This window comes from Helicobacter acinonychis (assembly GCF_900461455.1).
GTDB classification, from domain to species: Bacteria; Campylobacterota; Campylobacteria; order Campylobacterales; family Helicobacteraceae; genus Helicobacter; species Helicobacter acinonychis.
In genome coordinates this window covers 1183941-1202633 of sequence record NZ_UGIA01000001.1, presented here as the reverse complement: position 1 = coordinate 1202633, position 18693 = coordinate 1183941, and the positions used below count along the sequence as shown (strand labels likewise).

The following is an 18693-nucleotide window of genomic DNA, read 5'->3' as shown; positions in this document are numbered from 1 at the left end:
TTAGCTAAAGAATGCTAAAAATTCACTAAAACCACTCTTTATTGATTCTTTTTATCTTCAACAAGAATGTAAAGCTCCTTCAGATCGTTGGTTTGCAACAAATCCACCACTTTGACAAAACTATCCAAATTGCTTTGCTTATCGCCTTGCAAGACAATGGGGGTGTCTTTGGCCAAAGTGGAAACCTTGTTTTTTAAATCTTTAAAGCTGATTTCTTTGTTGTCAAAATAAAACGAACCCTTATTAGAAATAGCGATGGTCACTTGTTTTTTGTCTAATACATCTTTAGAGTCAGTGCTGTCTTTATCCACTTTAGGGATGCTAATAGGGAGCTTTGAAGTTTGCACAAAAGACGCAGTTGTGAGCACGATCACCAACAAAACAAGCATGATGTCAATGAAAGGCACCACATTCATGGATTCTACTTTTTTCACCGCTTAATCCTTATGCTTTGTTATAAATCTCATGAGATTGCGTATCAACTGGGTTATGGAAAATATCCCATTTAGTGACTAAAATCTCGCTTTTTCTCACTAGTAAGTTATAAATCACAATCGCAGGGATCGCCACCAATAACCCCATACCAGTCGCTTTTAAAGCAAGGGCTAGATTGGTCATGATCGCTTTAGTGTCAATGCCTGAAGCTGATCCCAAATCCATAAAGGTGAGCATGATCCCCACCACTGTTCCTAAAAGACCAATATAAGGGGCGTTAGAGCCAATCGTCGCCACTAGAGTCAAGCGTTTGTGCAAGGCCAATTCCAATTTGCGTCTGTCTTTATAGTCATTCATGCGGATGGTGGCAAAAAACCACATCCTTTCTATTGCGATCGCTATAACGATGACCGATAAGAATATCAAAAAACCTATGATCCCATAATCTACCATTTCTCTCATTATTATCCTTTAAAGTGGTGTTTTAAATCGGCAAGAATTTCTTTATTGAGTGCTTTTTCTTTGAGGTTTTGTCTTTTATCGTGCAATTTTTTTCCTTTCACTAAAGCAATTTGGATTTTAGCTCTATTTCTTTGGTTAAAATACAATTTTAATCCTACAATACTCAAGCGTTCTTTAGACGCTTCAATTTGCCATTTCAATAATTGCTTTTTATGTAAAAGCAACTTACGCTCTCGCCTTTCATTGGGCTTATAATACGCATGGATTGTATCTAAATAGGATATATGAACACCAAATAAAAAAGCTTCTCCTTTGATTATTTTAACAAAATTATCCTTTAAATTCACCCTAGTTTGTCTCAAAGCCTTGACTTCAGAGCCTAAAAGCACCAATCCTGCTTCTAAAGTCTCCAAAATTTCATAATCAAAATAGGCTTTTTTATTGCTGGCAATAAGTTTCATTCGCTCCCTTTTTGAGTGGGCTTTAGCCTAAAAAACGCGCTCCCACTCCCGCTAAAAAACCACTCCTTACCCAATTGGCTCTCTATATCCTTTAAAGCTTGATGGGTGAGTAAAGCTGGTTTTAAAAGATCGTTTAATTCGCTTCTATCACAAGTTTTTAAGCATTCTAAACTTGGTTTTTTAAGCCATTCTTTAGCTTGATAAAAACAAGTTTTGGGCTTATAAGCTTGATAAACGGCTTTGGTGCTGCAAAAAATATTATCCGGCACATAGATTTCTAGACGATTTTCTAAAGGCTTTTCTTCAAAATTTTCAATGACTTCACCATAAGAAGTGGCGTTAGCGCTTTTATATTGCGAGATGAAAAAGTTAGTGTCCGCACCCACTAAAGATCCTATAGTATAAAGCTCTTCTAAATTCAAGCGTAAATCAAAAATTTGATTCAAATGATACAATAGCCCTCCAGCATCAGTGCTCCCACCACCTAACCCAGCTTGAGTGGGGATGTTTTTTTCCACTTCAATCGCTAGGGTGTCTAGGGATTTGATAACAGAATGTGAGAGTTTTTTTGATTTTAAAAAATTTTTTAAAATTTGGAGGGCTTTAAAAAGCGAGTTTTCTTCTAAAGGGCAGTCAAAATTCCCTTTTAAGCAAAACGAAGGCGCGTTTTTAACGCTAATAATGTCTTTTAACTGGCCTTTGACTAAACACATGCGAGAGATGAGCTTATGATAAGCCCCTTCTTTGTAAAGGATTTTTAAAAAAATATTGACTTTAGGATAAACTTCAAAAGCATGCGTCAAGGCTTAATGACCTTTTTGATGTTTTCTAACAAGCTTTCATCTACGGAAGCAGAAGCTTTTTGGTTTTCGCTCACAATGGCCTCTTTGAGTTCAGCGCGCAAGATAAGAGTACTTTCAGGCGCTTCAAACCCTAAACGCACGCTCCCTCTATCTATGGAAACGACTTTAATATGAATGTGATCGTCAATGACAATCCCTTCATTAACTTTGCGGCTGAGTATGAGCATCTTTAATCTTTTTTATAGAGAGGTGCTAAACTCAACGCTCTCTATAATATCGCCTTGTTTGATTTTATCCAAAACGCTAAGACCTTCTGCGTTAGTGATTTTACCAAACACGGTATGCTCGCCATCTAAATGGGGCAAATCCACAAAACACAAGAAAAATTGACTCCCTCCTGTGTCTCTTCCAGCATGCGCCATAGAAATAGAGCCTCTTTTGTGCTTGTTGGGGTTATGAACCACTTCGCATTTAATGCGATGCCCTGGTCCGCCTGTGCCTGTGCCATAAGGACAACCCCCTTGAGCCACAAAGCCTGCAATCACACGATGGAAATTAAGCCCATCATAAAAGCTCTCTTTAGCTAGAGTGACAAAGTTACTGACCGTTTGGGGTGCATCTTTGTAAAAAAGCTCTAGAGTGATATTACCTTTATTGGTTTTGATCGTAGCGTAAGCAGATTTTACAAGCTCTTCTTCTTTAATCTCATAAGTTTTAATTGGATCCATAGATAAACCTTTAACTTTTGTTATTCAAATTTTCTATTATAGCAATAAATTAAAGCAAATGGTATTTTAGCCGATAGTAATTTAGGATGTCTTTGAAATTTAAGCGGTAAGTTAATGTGGGTTTAGTCATGGCGTGTTGGTGTAAAAGATTGGCGGTTAGTTGTTGTATCTTTTTATTGTCATGCGTGATGAACGCCCATAATGTTGAGCTTGTTAGAAACGATCCGCCCCTTGATTCAGAACTCCCCACATGGGTCTATTCTATTGCGTTATTGAAAGTGTATTTTAGCGATGGGACTTATAAAGAAGGCTATGCGACTTTATTAGAAAATGGGCATTATATCGCTTCTTCTGAAACGCTTTATTCCAATGGTTTGTATCCTAAAACGATTTTAGCCAAGATGCAAGACAGTAGTGCTAAAGAGTTGATTTGCATAGCTAGCTTGCACCTTGAAGCGATTGATAGGGATCAAGGGCTTTCGCTTTTAAAAACCGCCGATTTTAGAGATGATTATTGCCATAAAAGAGAGGAGAGCTACTATCATGCAAGGATTTATACCAAATACGCTCAAACTTTTTATTCAAACCCCTATATAAATAAAAAAACATCCGATTCCGATCTTTATTACCCTGCATTAAATGAGGGGAATTCTTTTTCTATACAGACGATGGGCATTTCTGTGGCTGAACTTTTAAAATCCAAAAAGTTTCTTTCGCTGGATAGCTCTTTTAAAAAAGGGAGCGTGTTGTGGGGAGGGAGACCTTATTTTAGCGAGATGGGGGAGTTTATGGGAATGGCTAGCAGCGTTTTAGGGGATCAAGAAAATTTGGTGATTATCCCTAGAGAAAAGATTGTGCAATTTTTGAATACTCTAAAAAATCAAAACATTTTTCAAAACATTCCCTAGCTTTAAGCAAACCTTAAGCTTTCTATGACTATAATTTCATTTCCTTGTTTCAGCAAGGGCTTTTAAAAAGCCGTTTTGTAACCTGCAAGGATAGCTAATACAAGCGAACGATCTTTGAAAACTAAGCAAACTGAAGAAGTTCTTTTTAAAGGGATATTCTGACTTAAGGATAACTTATTAAAGAGCGGGAGTTTTTATCGCTTCCATTTTTTGATAGGAAGTTCTTATCCAACCAATGCCAATCCATTGACAATCCATTGAATGGATGGCATGAGAGTATTTTGGGTTAGCGTTTTGCTAAACCTTTTTAAAAAGTTTCTTTCTTTTTTGTTGTTGTAATACTTAAGAACACAACCCGTTTTATTTGCTAAAATGCTAAAATATAAAACGAGTTCTTGTGATACGCTAAAGCTATTGTCAGAAATAACAATAGCCTATCAAAAAAACGGAAGAGCTTTAAGGACAAACACTTTTATGGAGAGTTTGATCCTGGCTCAGAGTGAACGCTGGCGGCGTGCCTAATACATGCAAGTCGAACGATGAAGCTTCTAGCTTGCTAGAAGTGGATTAGTGGCGCACGGGTGAGTAACGCATAGGTTATGTGCCTCTTAGTTTGGGATAGCCATTGGAAACGGTGATTAATACCAGATATTCCCTACGGGGGAAAGATTTATCGCTAAGAGATCAGCCTATGCCCTATCAGCTTGTTGGTAAGGTAATGGCTTACCAAGGCTATGACGGGTATCCGGCCTGAGAGGGTGAACGGACACACTGGAACTGAGACACGGTCCAGACTCCTACGGGAGGCAGCAGTAGGGAATATTGCTCAATGGGCGCAAGCCTGAAGCAGCAACGCCGCGTGGAGGATGAAGGTTTTAGGATTGTAAACTCCTTTTGTCAGAGAAGATAATGACGGTATCTGACGAATAAGCACCGGCTAACTCCGTGCCAGCAGCCGCGGTAATACGGAGGGTGCAAGCGTTACTCGGAATCACTGGGCGTAAAGAGTGCGTAGGCGGGGTTGTAAGTCAGATGTGAAATCCTATGGCTTAACCATAGAACTGCATTTGAAACTACAACTCTGGAGTGTGGGAGAGGTAGGTGGAATTCTTGGTGTAGGGGTAAAATCCGTAGAGATCAAGAGGAATACTCATTGCGAAGGCGACCTGCTGGAACAATACTGACGCTGATTGCACGAAAGCGTGGGGAGCAAACAGGATTAGATACCCTGGTAGTCCACGCCCTAAACGATGGATGCTAGTTGTTGGGGGGCTTTGTCCTCCCAGTAATGCAGCTAACGCCTTAAGCATCCCGCCTGGGGAGTACGGTCGCAAGATTAAAACTCAAAGGAATAGACGGGGACCCGCACAAGCGGTGGAGCATGTGGTTTAATTCGAGGATACACGAAGAACCTTACCTAGGCTTGACATTGAAGGAATCTGCTAGAAATAGTGGAGTGTCTAGCTTGCTAGACCCTGAAAACAGGTGCTGCACGGCTGTCGTCAGCTCGTGTCGTGAGATGTTGGGTTAAGTCCCGCAACGAGCGCAACCCTCTTTCTTAGTTGCTAACAGGTCAAGCTGAGAACTCTAAGGAGACTGCCTCCGTAAGGAGGAGGAAGGTGGGGACGACGTCAAGTCATCATGGCCCTTACGCCTAGGGCTACACACGTGCTACAATGGGGTGCACAAAGAGAAGCGATACTGCGAAGTGGAGCCAATCTTCAAAACACCTCCCAGTTCGGATTGCAGGCTGCAACTCGCCTGCATGAAGCCGGAATCGCTAGTAATCGCAAATCAGCCATGTTGCGGTGAATACGTTCCCGGGTCTTGTACTCACCGCCCGTCACACCATGGGAGTTGTGTTTGCCTTAAGTCAGGATGCTAAAGCAGCTACTGCCCACGGCACGCACAGCGACTGGGGTGAAGTCGTAACAAGGTAACCGTAGGTGAACCTGCGGTTGGATCACCTCCTTTCTAGAGAAAAGCTTTTAATATTCGCTTGTTAAAAGCCAAAGAGTATTACCTGACAAAGAACTTCTTGTTGCTTAGTTTTGAAAGATTGGGCTTGTTTTTCCCGTCTTTTTCTTTTTAATTCTTTTTGCTTATTTGTTATTTTAATGCTTGTTTCTTGCTATCCATTCATTTAAATTCTCTTTTTCTAAATCATTCAATTTAGGTCGCATGATTTCTATGAGAGCAAACACACTCTCTTTATCTTTAATGCTAGGAAACCATTCATCTAACATAATAACCCCTAACTTACTAGTTTGCAATACAGAAATATAGAGATAATCCACATGGGCTCTTGGGTGTTCAGCGATATAAGTTGGGGTATTTTTGGGGTAATAACCCATCTTATTGAGTCTTGCTGTGCCATCTATAACGCCTAGATTACCCAATAACCCATTAGTACTATGAGTTTGTTTTTCTCCATAGATATAGACCCCCATATCATCAAACGCATTATCCATTAAAGCATAGCAACCATACCAATCCCCTATGCCTTGTGGACTATGGATATTTAAAGCTACAATAGAGCTGACATACACTTCTTTAGAAGTTGGCGGAATATAACATGCTAAACTCCTTAACCTGATTGATTGGTTTTAGTTTAGCAAATTTTTACTGACTATTTCTTGTTATATTCATTGATGAAATCCCCGCACGCCTTCATGTTGGTTTTATAATCTCTAGGGAGTCAAAAACAAGAGTTATAAATAAGTGCACTTTTTAACCCCTTTCAATAAAACTAAGCTAATTTTTTAAGGTTAGAAAAAAATCTTTTAATCTCTCTTTTTTAATCCAATAATTCTCATAATCTTCTACAATTTCTTTATCATCATTTTGATAAAGCCTTAAAACTACTTTAATTTTTTTGAGGTTTTGATCGTTTTTAGGCTTAAAAATTTTATCTTCAAAAAGTTTTTTTATAGCCTTTCACTTTAAACTGATATTCAGAAGCCACACTCCCTTTAGGGTCAATGAAGCAAATAATCTGCGTATCGCCCTTTTGTAACCAAAAGATAAAATCAGGAAAAAGCACTTTTCTGTAGTGTTGTTGAAATATGGACAAACAAATCATTTAAGTGTTCATCAATCTTGCTGAACGCCCAAAAATCATAGTTTTCTTGTAGCGTTTCTGCAATCTTTAACAACATCTTCTAAAAAATCGCTCTCGCTCTTTACCTTAACGACATGCTTAAGTCAGTCGCAGTTTTTGGCTTTAATGAGTGGGGTGTAGCAATGCTCTTTGAGTTTTAAGAATTTTGTGCCATCAAGTTCAAATTCTTTGCTTGGTTTGTATTTATCTATATCATCAATACCAATCTCACCTTGTGTAATTTTTGTTTTTAGGGTTTCTTTATCCAAAGGTGCATACTCTCTCACTTCTTGTATTTTATTATCCAATGCAGTTTTTTATCCGCTTTAATTTTAATCTTTTTAAAATGCACGATTTTTTCATCATCTAGGGCGTTAAACTCATCTTCAGGCACTTTTTGATTAAGGTATAGCCTGGTTTTAAGCCTAGAAATCAAATCATCTAAATGTTTATAATGCTAGTTTAACTCTATCTTAAAGCGCTTTTTTGTATTATTTCTTTTAACAGCACATAATTTTTAGAGTCATAAAATTCATGCTTTAAAATAAAATGTTTTTCACTCATAAAATTAAGATACTCTTTTAAATCCTTAAAATTTTTGCCGCTCATTTTAAACGAACCGCTTTGTAATTCAACGGCTTTAATGGGCTTTGTTTGGTAGCTAGGCACAAACAAAACATGCTCTATGGGCGTTTTTTCTAATTCTACTTCACACCATAAAGCTTCGGAGCTTTTTTCTTTAATATCAAGGACGCCCTAACGCTTTCGTTTTCAGTCGCTATCACAAAAAGCGTTTCTAACATTGCAGCGTTTGGTTTCAAGTCTTTTTAATGGATTTGTCTGTGTTTAAATACGCTAACCTTATTCACGCTCTCTAATTTTTTATAGATCCATGCTTTAAAAGGCTCTCATTTCATTGTAAAATTCTTTCATGTAAATCTATTAAGTTCTTAATAAAAGGTAAAAATAACATTGAACATCAATAAAGTGTTTTATCATAGTAGCACCAACATGAATGAAGTGCTAGATAATAGCGTGGATTTAATCATCACAAGCCCACCTTATTTCAACATTAAAGATTACACGAAAAATGGCACACAAGATTTACAGCATTCAACCCAACATGTTGAAGATTTAGGGGCGTTAGAAAAATATGAAGATTACCTTTTAGGTCTTTTAAAAGTTTGGCATGAATGCTATAGGGTGCTAAAACCAAATGGTAAGCTATGCATTAATGTGCCTTTAATACCCATGCTTAAAAAGGTTTTAAACACGCACTATAACCGCCATATTTTTGATCTGCATGCTGATATTCAACACTCCATTTTGCGTGATTTAAACAACATGTTGGAAAACAAGCCTAAAATATTTTTATTAGATGTCTATATTTGGAAACGCACAAATCCTACTAAAAAATTGATGTTTGGGAGTTACCCTTATCCTAGAAATTTTTATGCACAAAATACTATAGAATTTATTGGCGTGTTTGTCAAAGACGGCAAGCCCAAACAACCCACAAAAGAACAAAGAGAACAAAAAGAACAAAGCCAATTAACTCAAGAGGAGTGGGTAGAATTTACCAAACAAATTTGGGAAATCCCAATCCCTAACAAAAACGATATTGCTTTTGGTAAGCATGCGGCTTTAATGCCGGCTGAATTAGCAAGGCGTTTGATTAGATTGTATAGTTGCGTGGGCGATGTGGTGCTAGATCCATTTAGCGGGAGCGGAACAACTTTAAGAGAAGCAAAACTTTTAAAAAGGAATTTTATAGGCTATGAACTCTATGAAAATTATAAGCCCTTGATTGAGCAAAAATTAGGAAACTTGTTTGATTTTGAATAAGATTTATATAGAAGATGTTTTTGCTTTCTTAGACAAGTTAGAAGATAAAAGCGTTGATTTAGCTATTATTGACCCTCCTTACAATCTTAAAATTGCTTCATGGGATAGTTTTAAAAATGATGAAGAATTTTTAACATTTTCTTACGCTTGGATTGATAAAATGCTACCCAAAATCAAAGACACAGGGAGTTTTTATATCTTTAATACCCCCTTTAACTGCGCTTTATTTTTAGCATATTTGTGTCAAAAAAAGTGCATTTTTTAAATTTTATCACTTGGGTCAAAAAAGATGGGTTTGCCAACGCTAAAAAGCGTTATAACCATGCACAAGAAAGCATTTTATTTTATAGCATGCATAAGAAAAATTACACTTTTAATGCTGATGAAATTCGCATCGCTTATGAATCCACTGAACGCATCAAACACGCTCAAAGCAAAGGGATTTTAAAGAATAACAAACGCTGGTTCCCTAACCCTAATGGCAAATTATGCCTTGATGTGTGGGAGATCGCTTCACAAAGGCATGTTGAAAAAGAGAATGGTAAGATCCTTAAGCCAAAACACCCTAGCATCAAACCTAAAGCGCTCATTGAACGCATGATAAAAGCCAGCTCTCACAAAAACGATTTGATTTTAGATTTATTTAGTGGCAGTGGCATGACTAGCTTGGTGGCTAAAAGTTTAGGGCGTAACTTTATAGGGTGTGAAAGCCATGCTGAGTATGTGCATGAAAGTTTGGAAATATTAGATATGATAAGTATCACTTAAATAAGTAAAAAAGGGTATTTGACATGCCAAAAATAGAAGAAATTTTGCAAGAAATCACCTAGCTTGACCCTAGTAAGGAGTGTTTAAGATTTTTAGTTAATCGTATAAAAAGCCCTGATTATAGGGGATTGCAATTATCCCAACACAATCGTTACGATCAAAATAAAATTAAAATCATTATTCAAGCTATTTTTAATGAAGTGGGAGAGGATTTTTTACAAATTCGCACCACTGACATGAGCAAACGCCCCAGCAATATAACAGGCGAAGAGATTTATGCAAAAGTGGTGGATAATATCTGCAAGTCTGAAATATCTCAAGATAATTTAGGAAAAAAGAATCAAGTAGCCCAAGATAGTTTGAGGAAAAATCTTTTCGTAGATATGCATAGAATGGGGTTGATTGAACGCTACAATAAAAATAAAGAGCTTATAGACCCCTATATTCAAAGCAATATCAAATATATTCGTTTAACTCCCTTAGCCATAGAATTTTTAAACGCACAAGATTTGTTAAGAAAAAATTTTTGTTACACGCAAGCTTTAGAAAATCTTTTAAAAGGTTTTGGAGCAGAATGCAGAGAGGTAATGATAGGGCTTGACAATCATCACTTAGATATTGAAGAAATGATGTTTTTTGTTACATTTTTAAATATTGAAAATTTTACTAGAAGTGAAATTATAGAATATGTTAGAGAATACAGGAGTTTAAGCCGCATCCAAAAAGAAAAATTAAAAGAGTCAGTGCAAAATTATTGCAACCCTAACCATTTTAGTGGGAACAAGTTAAATAAAAGAGATTATCATAATTGGAAAAATCAAGCCCAACAAATTTTTAGCTTGCTAGAACAAAGCGTATTTTTTGAAACCAATAAAGAGAGGCTTATTTTGAAAACGATCAGTGAAGAAAACAAACAAAACGATAAAAAGCTCAAACGCTCCATTAAAGAAAAAGCCCTTTATTTTGAAAAACATGGCGTAAAAAAAGAAAAGGGCTTTGAGTTGCACCATATTGTGCCTTTGTGTTTGGCTCGCTCTTCTATAGAAGAGTTTGATCTTTTAGATAAATGGGAAAATTTAATCTATATTGACGCTTTTAACCATGCAAAAATATCTCAAACACAAAATAAACATATTTGTTTGTATTTTAAAAATTGCGATGTGATCTTATCTAAAGGCTTCAAAGAAGAACAAGAAAGCCTTTATTTGACTTACATTGAAAATGTATCCTATAAACTTGATTTGCAAAATACCATGTTGGAATACAATAAGGATCTATTGCATTCTAAAAACGGCTGACAAAATAAAGCGGTGTCTTTTTTAAGAGAGCATTTTTCATAATCGCTTTTAGCATAAAGGCTATCGTATAAGGGCGTGTCATTGAAATAAATCCCCCCATTAGTGCTAAAATAACGCTTGAAAAAACTATAGAGTTTGTCAGACAATTATTCTTTAAAATCGTTGTTGTCTCGGCATTTTAAATTAATGAATTTTTCTAATTCTTGTTTTTTTATTCTTATAATACTAGCTCTTAGCTTTCATGAGATTTGAGCATGCCATTTTTTATCGCTCTAGCGTCAGCATCTAAAAGGCTTTGTGGCTAGTCTTCAATTTTAACGCCTATAAAAAGGTTTTCTAAAACTTCATAAAATTTAGCTTCGTTCGTTTTCATTATAGCTCCCTTAAAAACATGAAAGAGTATTATAGCAAAGCCTACCATTAAGCGCTACAATACCCCCATGCAAAAAAAGATTTTTTTACTAGAAGATGATTACCTTTTAAGCGAGAGCGTTAAGGAGTTTTTAGAGCATTTGGGCTATAAAGTAGTTTGTGCTTTTAACGGAAAAGAGGCTTATGAAAGGCTTTCTGTTGAGCGTTTTAATCTCTTGCTTTTAGATGTGCAAGTGCCTGAAATGAATAGCTTGGAATTGTTTAAGTGCATCAAAAACGATTTTTTAATCTCTACGCCTGTGATTTTTATCACCGCTTTACAAGATAACGCCACCTTAAAATGCGCTTTTAATTTAGGTGCAAGCGATTATTTGAAAAAGCCTTTTGATTTAGACGAATTAGAAGCACGCATTAAAAGGTTTTTCAATGATGATCCGATAGAAATCATGCCTGATGTTTTTTATTCCCAACACTCTTTGAATGTCAAGGGGAAAAAGGAAATCTTAGCGCCCAAAACCGCCCAACTTTTAGAGTATTTCTTAGAGCATAAGGGGCAAATCATTAGCTCTCAAGTGTTAGAAAATAACTTATGGGATCAAGCTATTGATGACTCCACCTTACGCACTTATATTAAAGTGTTGCGTAAGCTTTTAGGGAAAAATTGCATAGAAACGCACAAGGGGGTGGGCTATTGCTTTAACCCACTATGAAAAAAAATCCCTTAAACTCTTTTTAGGGACTTATTTAGGCTCTTCGTTTGTTTTAATGCTAGTGATTAGCGTTTTAGTGTTTAATTATGAAAAAAACGAAAAAATCAAAATGATACGCATGGATATGGACAAAATGGCTTCTAAAATCGCTAGTGAAGTGATCCAATTACACATGCAAACGCATACAGATTATCACAACGCTTTAAACGCCCTTATTTCACGTTATAAAGACGCTTCCATAGCGCTTTTTGATAATAAAAGGCGTGTTTTGTATTCTAATATCCCTGAAAGCATGGATTTGATTAAAAACCATAGAGAGGCAGGCTTTTTTAGTTTTAAGAGGGAGTATTATCTTATGACTGATGAAACTTTCGCTCATTTAGGCGTGGCTAAAATGCTTTTTAAAAACGCTAAACCCCTTAATTTTTCTTCTTTGTATCGTAATATTGTTTTAGTGTTTTTCGTAGCGTTTTTATGTGTGATAGGGGTTTCTGTGTTTTTAGGGCGTTTGTTTTTAAAGCCCATTAGGAATGAAATCACGCGCATTGATCATTTTTTAAAAAACACCACGCATGAATTAAACACCCCCATGAGCGCTTTAGTCTTATCCTTAAAAACTTTAGAAGACAATCAAAAACACCGCCGCATTAAAATCGCTATCCAGCGCATGAGCTTTTTATACCGCTCGCTCTCTTATTTAGTGATGCAAGATATTGGGCGCGAATCCCCTATACTTTTAGATTTAAAATCCCTAATCCTTAAAGAAAACACGCTTTTTAGCGAGATGATAGACTACCACAAGTTGGAATTTAAAAGCGATTTAGTGCAAGTCAAATTGAAAGCTAGGGAGCAGGATTTCCTTTCGCTTTATAGCAATTTGCTCATGAATGCGATCAAATACAGCGTAGTGCATGGGTATATTCACATAGAGCTAACGCCTAAGTTTTTGAAAGTGAAAAATTTAGGGTATGAAATCCCTAAAGACAAGATCACAGAATTAAGCGTTCGTTATGCACGTTTCAATTCTAGCGTGTTGGGTTATGGTATAGGGTTAGATTTAGTTAAAAAAGTGTGCGAAAAGTATAAAATGCGTTTAGAAATTCATAGCGAGCCTTCTTTAAAAGGGTCGTTTTATGAAAATTCGTTTTGTATTTATTTTCAAGGATAAAGATGCTTTCAGTGTATGAAAAAGTGAATGCCCTAGACAAAAGGGCGCTTGAAGAATTGCTTTTGAGTGAAGATATTTTAATGGAAAACGCTGCGATGGCTTTAGAAAGGGCGGTTTTAAAAAACGCTTCTTTAGATTCTAAAGTCATTATCCTTTGTGGGAGCGGGGATAATGGAGGCGATGGCTATGCACTCTCTAGGCGTTTAATGGGGCATTTTAAAGTGCTAGTTTTTGAAATGAAACCGGCAAAAAGCCCCATGTGTCAATTGCAAAAAGAAAGGGCCAAAAAAGTAGGGGTAGTCATAAAAACATGGGAAGAATATCATAAAGATTTAGAATGCGATGTGTTAGTGGATTGCGTGATAGGGAGCAATTTTAAGGGCGAATTAGAGCCGTTTTTAAATTTTGAAAGCCTTTCTCAAAAAGCACGCTTTAAAATCGCTTGCGATATTCCTAGCGGAATAGATTCTAATGGCAGAGTGGACAAAAGAGCGTTTAAAGCGGATATGACTATCAGCATGGGCGCTGTCAAATCATGCTTATTAAATGATAGGGCTAAAGACTATATAGGGGAATTAAAAGTGGGGGATTTAGGGGTTTTTAATAGCGTTTATGAGATCCCAACAGACACTTTTTTATTAGAAAAAAGCGATCTCAAATTACCCATAAGAGGGAAAAAAAACGCCCATAAAGGCGATTATGGGCATGTGCATGCACTTTTAGGCAAGCATAGCGGAGCAGGGTTATTGAGTGCATTGAGCGCGTTGAGTTTTGGGGCTGGAATAGTGAGTATCCAAGCTTTAGAATGCGAGATAACTTCTAATAACAAGCCTTTAGAATTGGTTTTTTGTGAAAATTTTCCTAACCAAACAAGCGCGTTCGCTCTTGGCATGGGTTTAGAAAATATTCCAAAGGATTTTAAAGTATGGCTTGAAATAGCCCCATGCGTATTAGATGCGGGCGTTTTTTATCACAAAGAAATGTTGCAAGCCTTAGAAAAAGAAGTCGTTTTGACCCCTCACCCTAAAGAGTTTTTATCGTTATTAAAATTAGTGGGGATAAACATAAGCATGCTAGAATTATTAGACAACAAGCTAGAAATCGCAAGGGATTTTTCTCAAAAATACCCCAAAGTGGTTTTGCTTTTAAAGGGGGCTAATACCCTAATCGCCCATCAAGGGCAGGTTTTTATTAACACTTTAGGGAGCGTGGCTTTGGCAAAAGCAGGCAGTGGCGATGTGTTAGCAGGGCTTATTGTAAGCTTGCTCGCTCAAAAATACACGCCTTTAGACGCCGCCATTAACGCAAGCTTAGCGCATGCTATAGCGAGTTTAGAGTTTAAGAATCATTACGCTTTAACGCCATTGGATTTGATAGAAAAGATTAAATTATTATAAAAGGATAGATAATGAATAGTGCAGAACAATTGCAACGATTGCTAGAAATTGAAAGGATCGTGCTTTCAGGCATTGTGTTTGCGAATCATAAGATTGAAGAGATCCATAGCGTTTTAGAGCCTAGCGATTTTTACTATCCGCCCCATAGATTGTTTTTTGAAATCGCTTTTAAACTCCATGAAGAAAATTACCCTGTTGATGAGAATTTTATCCGCCAAAAAATGCCTAAAGACAAGCAAATCAATGAAGAAGATCTAGTCGCTATTTTTGCTGCAAGCCCTATAGACAATATTGAAGCCTATGTGGAAGAGATTAAAAACGCCTCCATTAAACGAAAACTTCTTGCTTTAGCCAACACCCTTAGAGAGCAATCCCTAGAAAACTCGCAAAAATCTAGCGATATTTTAAACGCCATAGAGCGAGAAGTCTATACGCTTTTAAATGGCAGCACGATAGAGGGCTTTAGGGACATTCAAGAAGTGCTTGCAAGCACGATGAATATTATTACAGAAAACCAAAAAAAAGGGAGTTTAGAAGTTACCGGCATACCGACCGGCTTTGCCCAATTAGATAATTACACGAGTGGTTTTAATAAGGGGAGTTTAGTCATTATAGGTGCAAGGCCGTCTATGGGTAAGACTAGTTTGATGATGAACATGGTCTTATCTGCACTCAATGACGATAAAGGGGTAGCGGTTTTTAGCTTGGAAATGTCAGCGGAGCAACTCGCTTTAAGGGCGTTATCAGGTCTCACTTCCATTAACATGCATGATTTAGAGAGCGGGAGGCTTGATGATGATCAGTGGGAAAATTTAGCCAAATGTTTTGATGATATTTCTAGGAAAAAACTTTTCTTCTATGATAAAAGTTATTTAAGAATAAATCAAGTCCGCTTGCAGCTACGAAAGCTTAAATCCCAACACAAGGAATTAGGTATCGCTTTTATTGACTATTTGCAACTCATGTCAGGGAGCAAAGCCAATACAGAACGCCATGAGCAAATCGCTGAAATTTCAAGGGAGCTTAAAACTTTAGCCAGAGAATTGGAAATTCCTATTATAGCGTTAGTCCAGCTTAACCGCAGCCTAGAAAACAGAGACGATAAGCGCCCCATTCTTTCGGATATTAAAGACAGTGGGGGGATTGAACAAGATGCGGATATTGTCTTATTTTTGTATAGAGGCTATATCTATCAAATGAGGGCTGAAGACAACAAAATAGACAAGCTTAAAAAAGAAGGCAAGATTGAAGAGGCACAAGAGTTGCGTTTAAAGGTCAATGAAGAAAGGCGTATCCACAAACAAAATGGCAGCATTGAAGAGGCTGAAATCATTGTAGCTAAAAACAGGAATGGGGCTACAGGAACGGTATATACGCGCTTTAACGCTCCTTTCACGCGCTATGAAGACATGCCTATAGATTCTCATTTAGAAGAAGGGCAAGAAACTAAATTTGAAATACCCATAACTTGAAAGATAAAACCTTTCAAGGGGCGTTTGATATTCTTTCAAGCCCCAAAGAATACTTATGGTGTGGGGTTGTTTTAAGCCTTTTGTTTGTCATTAACCTCTATGCAGAATACTTGAATTATCAAAAGCTTGATTTTTCAAAACCTACAAGCTTGGACGCTCAAATCTTATTGCAATACCCTAAGACAAACAATCAAAAATCCTATTTCGTTTTAAAGCTCCAATCTAAAGGCATGATTTTTTACACCACCATTAAAGAGCCTTTAAAAAACCTCCAATACCGCCATGCACATTTTTTTGGCAAGATCAAGCCTTGCTCGTTTTTAGAATCGTTAAAATCATGCTTTTTTCAAACCTATTCTTTTTCTTTAACACGAAAACAAGATTTTAAATCCCACTTACGCAACTTAATTGATAGCGTCCATGAAAACGCTTTAGTGGGCAATTTGTATCGAGCGCTTTTTATAGGGGATAGCTTGAATAAAGATTTAAGAGACAAAGCCAACACGCTAGGGATCAACCACTTATTAGCCATTAGCGGGTTTCATTTAGGGGTTTTGAGCGCGAGCGTTTATTTTCTTTTCTCTCTTTTTTATACTCCCTTACAAAAACGCTATTTCCCTTATAGGAACGCTTTTTATGATATAGGGGTTTTGGTTTGGGTTTTTATGCTAGGGTATTTAGTGCTATTAGATTTTTTACCCTCTTTTTTTAGGGCGTTTTTAATGGGCTTACTAGGGTTTTTGGCATGCTTTTTTGGGGCAAGGATTTTAAATTTTAAACTTTTGATTTTAGCGTGTTGTATCGCTATTGCCCTGCTTCCTAAATTGCTTTTTAGCGTGGGGTTTTTGCTTTCTGTTTGTGGGGTGTGGTATATCTTTTTATTTTTAAAACATGCCAAAGTTTTTTTTAAAAACTCTTCTTTTTTGATGCGATCGTTTCAAGCCATAAGCTTGAGCGTGTTGGTGTTTTCAAACATGCTCATTGTTGTGCATGCCTTTTTCCCTATGTTTTCGCCCTACCAACTTTTTAGCATTCCTTTAGGTTTGATTTTTATCGTGTTTTTCCCTTTGAGTTTGTTTTTGCATGCTGTAGGTTTGGGGTCTTTATTGGATCAAATTTTAAGCATGCCTTTAGAAATCCCCACGATCTCTATTTTTTCGCCCTTATGGCTTTTGGGGGTGCATTTCTTTTTAACGATTTTGAGCGTGCGATTTTTTAAAGTTTATTTAAGCATGAATGTTTTAAGCATGGGCTTTTTCTTGTATTGTTGCTATCAATATACTATAATGCCTAGTTTAATTGTAGGGGGTTAAGGGCAATACCATGTTAAATTTAAGTGCACTTTAAGGGTTTAGAAAAGTCATTTTACTAGGGATCAAATAATTGCTTAAAAAAATCACGCATAAAATCAAAGCCTTAAGCGAATTAGTCGCTTTGGAGCATACGATATTTTCTAGCATGTTTTTACTCATGGCTATGGTAATAAGCTCCTATCAAAAAAATCAAACGCTCTTTTTTGGGTTAGAAACCTTAATCCTTTGTTTTTTAGCCTTACTAGGGGCAAGAAATTTCGCTATGGGGTTTAACCGCTTAGTGGATAGAGACATTGATAAGGATAACCCAAGGACGAAAAATCGTCCGAGCGTAGATGGTAGGATTAGCGTTAAGGGCATGGTGGTTTTTAGCGCTTTAAACGCCCTTTTATTTGTTGGGGTGAGCTATTTCATTAACCTTTTAGCGTTCAAGCTTTCCCTGCCTTTTTTAATCATTTTAGGGGGGTATTCGTATTTCAAGCGCTTTTCTTCTTTGGCGCATTTTATCGTGGGTTTGGCTTTAGGTTTGGCCCCCATTGCTGGGAGTGTGGCGGTTTTAGGAGCGATCCCTTTATGGAATGTTTTTTTGGCTCTTGGGGTGATGCTATGGGTGGCGGGGTTTGATTTGCTCTATTCTTTACAAGATATGGAGTTTGATAAAGAAAGGGGCTTGTTTTCCATTCCTAGCCAATTAGGGGAAAAATGGTGCTTGAATCTCTCAAGGCTTTCACACCTTGTAGCGCTTGCATGCTGGCTTTTTTTTGTAAAGTGTTATAATGGGGGGCTTTTTGCGTATTTAGGTTTAGGGGTTTCAGCCTTGATTTTACTCTATGAGCAAATCTTAGTGGCTAGAGACTATAAAAACATTCCTAAAGCTTTTTTTGTGAGCAATGGCTATTTGGGGGTGGTGTTTTTTATTTTTATTGTCCTTGATGTGGGGTTCAAACATGCATGAGTTGGTTTTAAAAACCCAAGCTTTAGGGTTTGAAACCCGTTTAGTCCAATGCGATCTATCGCTCTCTTATGAAAGATTTATTTCTAAAAGCAAACGCTCTTTAGTGATATTAGAAGAATTTGAATTGCTAAATTCTGGCTTTGATTTTTCACGCTTGAAGGTTGAAAACGACACTTTGGAATTACTCAAAGCGGTGTATCTTAAACTAGAAAAACTGGAGAGCTTGCTTTTAAAAGAAAAGTTGCTTGAATTGGAGCAAGATAATCGCATTGTGGCTTTAGGGCATGGATTAATTTGTGTGAAAAAACAAAGTTTTATAACGCCTCAAACTTACTACGGGCGTTGTGTGTTAGAGGGAAGAATCCTTGCCTTTTTTGGCGTGGCTAGGGATAAGAGCGTTTTAGAAATCACGCGCATGCACGCATTAGACATTAAGCGTTATGATTCTTTCATTGTCCATAGCGAAAGAAAAGGGCTAAAATTATGAATGGGAGCAAT

16 protein-coding genes, 1 rRNA gene and 4 pseudogenes are annotated in these 18693 nt (G+C 37.0%); 12 read left to right on the top strand and 9 right to left on the bottom strand.

Annotated features, from left to right (window positions below):
• Positions 1 to 38 precede the first annotated feature (38 nt).
• From DYI00_RS05845 to DYI00_RS05820, 6 genes are read right to left on the bottom strand one after another with little or no spacing between them, the layout of a single operon-like run.
• Entirely contained in the window at positions 39 to 434 is a 396-nt protein-coding gene (locus tag DYI00_RS05845) for an ExbD/TolR family protein (RefSeq protein WP_011577140.1), read from the bottom strand.
• A 10-nt stretch (positions 435 to 444) separates the two neighbouring features.
• The gene (exbB, locus tag DYI00_RS05840) at positions 445 to 897 is read right to left on the bottom strand and encodes a TonB-system energizer ExbB (RefSeq protein ID WP_011577141.1); all 453 of its coding nucleotides are present in this window, start codon (positions 895 to 897) and stop codon (positions 445 to 447) included.
• 2 nt (positions 898 to 899) lie between these two features.
• Positions 900 to 1358, bottom strand: a complete 459-nt coding sequence (smpB, locus tag DYI00_RS05835; RefSeq protein WP_011577142.1) for an SsrA-binding protein — start codon at positions 1356 to 1358, stop codon at positions 900 to 902.
• Positions 1355 to 2161, bottom strand: coding sequence for a 4-(cytidine 5'-diphospho)-2-C-methyl-D-erythritol kinase (locus DYI00_RS05830; protein ID WP_011577143.1), 807 nt, complete (start codon positions 2159 to 2161; stop codon positions 1355 to 1357). Before DYI00_RS05830 ends, smpB begins: the two co-directional genes overlap by 4 nt.
• A complete protein-coding gene (locus DYI00_RS05825) occupies positions 2158 to 2388 on the bottom strand; it encodes a carbon storage regulator (RefSeq protein WP_011577144.1) in 231 nt (76 codons plus the stop codon). Before DYI00_RS05825 ends, DYI00_RS05830 begins: the two co-directional genes overlap by 4 nt.
• A 12-nt stretch (positions 2389 to 2400) precedes the next feature.
• Complete coding sequence (locus DYI00_RS05820) at positions 2401 to 2889, bottom strand: peptidylprolyl isomerase (protein WP_104709305.1); 489 nt, start codon at positions 2887 to 2889, stop codon at positions 2401 to 2403.
• A 128-nt stretch (positions 2890 to 3017) separates the two neighbouring features.
• Here DYI00_RS05820 and DYI00_RS05815 point away from each other — a divergent pair, with 128 nt between their 5' ends.
• Both DYI00_RS05815 and DYI00_RS05805 read left to right on the top strand, forming a co-directional pair.
• Complete coding sequence (locus tag DYI00_RS05815) at positions 3018 to 3797, top strand: hypothetical protein (RefSeq protein ID WP_011577146.1); 780 nt, start codon at positions 3018 to 3020, stop codon at positions 3795 to 3797.
• 471 nt (positions 3798 to 4268) lie between these two features.
• Positions 4269 to 5771: ribosomal RNA gene (locus DYI00_RS05805) — 16S ribosomal RNA — on the top strand.
• 140 nt (positions 5772 to 5911) lie between these two features.
• On the opposite strand, the gene DYI00_RS05800 is transcribed toward DYI00_RS05805, so the two are convergent.
• Positions 5912 to 6394 (bottom strand): hypothetical protein, encoded by a 483-nt coding sequence (locus tag DYI00_RS05800; RefSeq protein ID WP_041600160.1) that lies wholly within the window; start codon positions 6392 to 6394, stop codon positions 5912 to 5914.
• Between the two features lie 157 nt (positions 6395 to 6551).
• A pseudogene (locus DYI00_RS05795) lies at positions 6552 to 7759 on the bottom strand (DEAD/DEAH box helicase family protein); the annotation flags it as partial.
• A 110-nt stretch (positions 7760 to 7869) separates the two neighbouring features.
• On the opposite strand from DYI00_RS05795, the gene DYI00_RS05790 reads away from it, so the two are divergent.
• From DYI00_RS05790 to DYI00_RS05780, 3 genes and pseudogenes are all read left to right on the top strand, one after another.
• On the top strand, positions 7870 to 8742 hold the full coding sequence (locus DYI00_RS05790; RefSeq protein ID WP_011577153.1) for a DNA-methyltransferase: 873 nt from the start codon (positions 7870 to 7872) through the stop codon (positions 8740 to 8742).
• Positions 8729 to 9518, top strand: a pseudogene (locus DYI00_RS05785) (DNA methyltransferase). Before DYI00_RS05790 ends, DYI00_RS05785 begins: the two are co-directional and overlap by 14 nt.
• Before the next feature lie 15 nt (positions 9519 to 9533).
• Positions 9534 to 10808: pseudogene (locus DYI00_RS05780) on the top strand (restriction endonuclease subunit R).
• Between the two features lie 2 nt (positions 10809 to 10810).
• Here the strand turns inward: DYI00_RS05780 and DYI00_RS08515 are convergent.
• Positions 10811 to 11181: pseudogene (locus DYI00_RS08515) on the bottom strand (DNA methylase); the annotation flags it as partial.
• Positions 11182 to 11248: 67 nt separating this feature from the next.
• On the opposite strand from DYI00_RS08515, the gene crdR reads away from it, so the two are divergent.
• From crdR to DYI00_RS05740, 7 genes are all read left to right on the top strand, one after another.
• Complete coding sequence (gene crdR, locus DYI00_RS05770; RefSeq protein ID WP_011577157.1) at positions 11249 to 11890, top strand: copper response regulator transcription factor CrdR; 642 nt, start codon at positions 11249 to 11251, stop codon at positions 11888 to 11890.
• Entirely contained in the window at positions 11871 to 13058 is a 1188-nt protein-coding gene (crdS, locus tag DYI00_RS05765; RefSeq protein ID WP_104687346.1) for a copper-sensing histidine kinase CrdS, read from the top strand. The genes crdR and crdS overlap by 20 nt, the downstream gene beginning before the upstream one ends.
• Before the next feature lie 2 nt (positions 13059 to 13060).
• Positions 13061 to 14455: a bifunctional ADP-dependent NAD(P)H-hydrate dehydratase/NAD(P)H-hydrate epimerase gene (locus tag DYI00_RS05760; protein WP_011577159.1), complete on the top strand. Its 1395-nt coding sequence runs from the start codon at positions 13061 to 13063 to the stop codon at positions 14453 to 14455.
• Positions 14456 to 14466: 11 nt separating this feature from the next.
• Positions 14467 to 15927, top strand: coding sequence for a replicative DNA helicase (locus DYI00_RS05755; protein ID WP_011577160.1), 1461 nt, complete (start codon positions 14467 to 14469; stop codon positions 15925 to 15927).
• Entirely contained in the window at positions 15924 to 17240 is a 1317-nt protein-coding gene (locus DYI00_RS05750; RefSeq protein WP_011577161.1) for a ComEC/Rec2 family competence protein, read from the top strand. Before DYI00_RS05755 ends, DYI00_RS05750 begins: the two co-directional genes overlap by 4 nt.
• Before the next feature lie 121 nt (positions 17241 to 17361).
• On the top strand, positions 17362 to 18195 hold the full coding sequence (gene mqnP / locus DYI00_RS05745; RefSeq protein ID WP_231899505.1) for a menaquinone biosynthesis prenyltransferase MqnP: 834 nt from the start codon (positions 17362 to 17364) through the stop codon (positions 18193 to 18195).
• On the top strand, positions 18188 to 18682 hold the full coding sequence (locus tag DYI00_RS05740) for a hypothetical protein (RefSeq protein WP_050711590.1): 495 nt from the start codon (positions 18188 to 18190) through the stop codon (positions 18680 to 18682). Before mqnP ends, DYI00_RS05740 begins: the two co-directional genes overlap by 8 nt.
• Positions 18683 to 18693 lie beyond the last annotated feature (11 nt).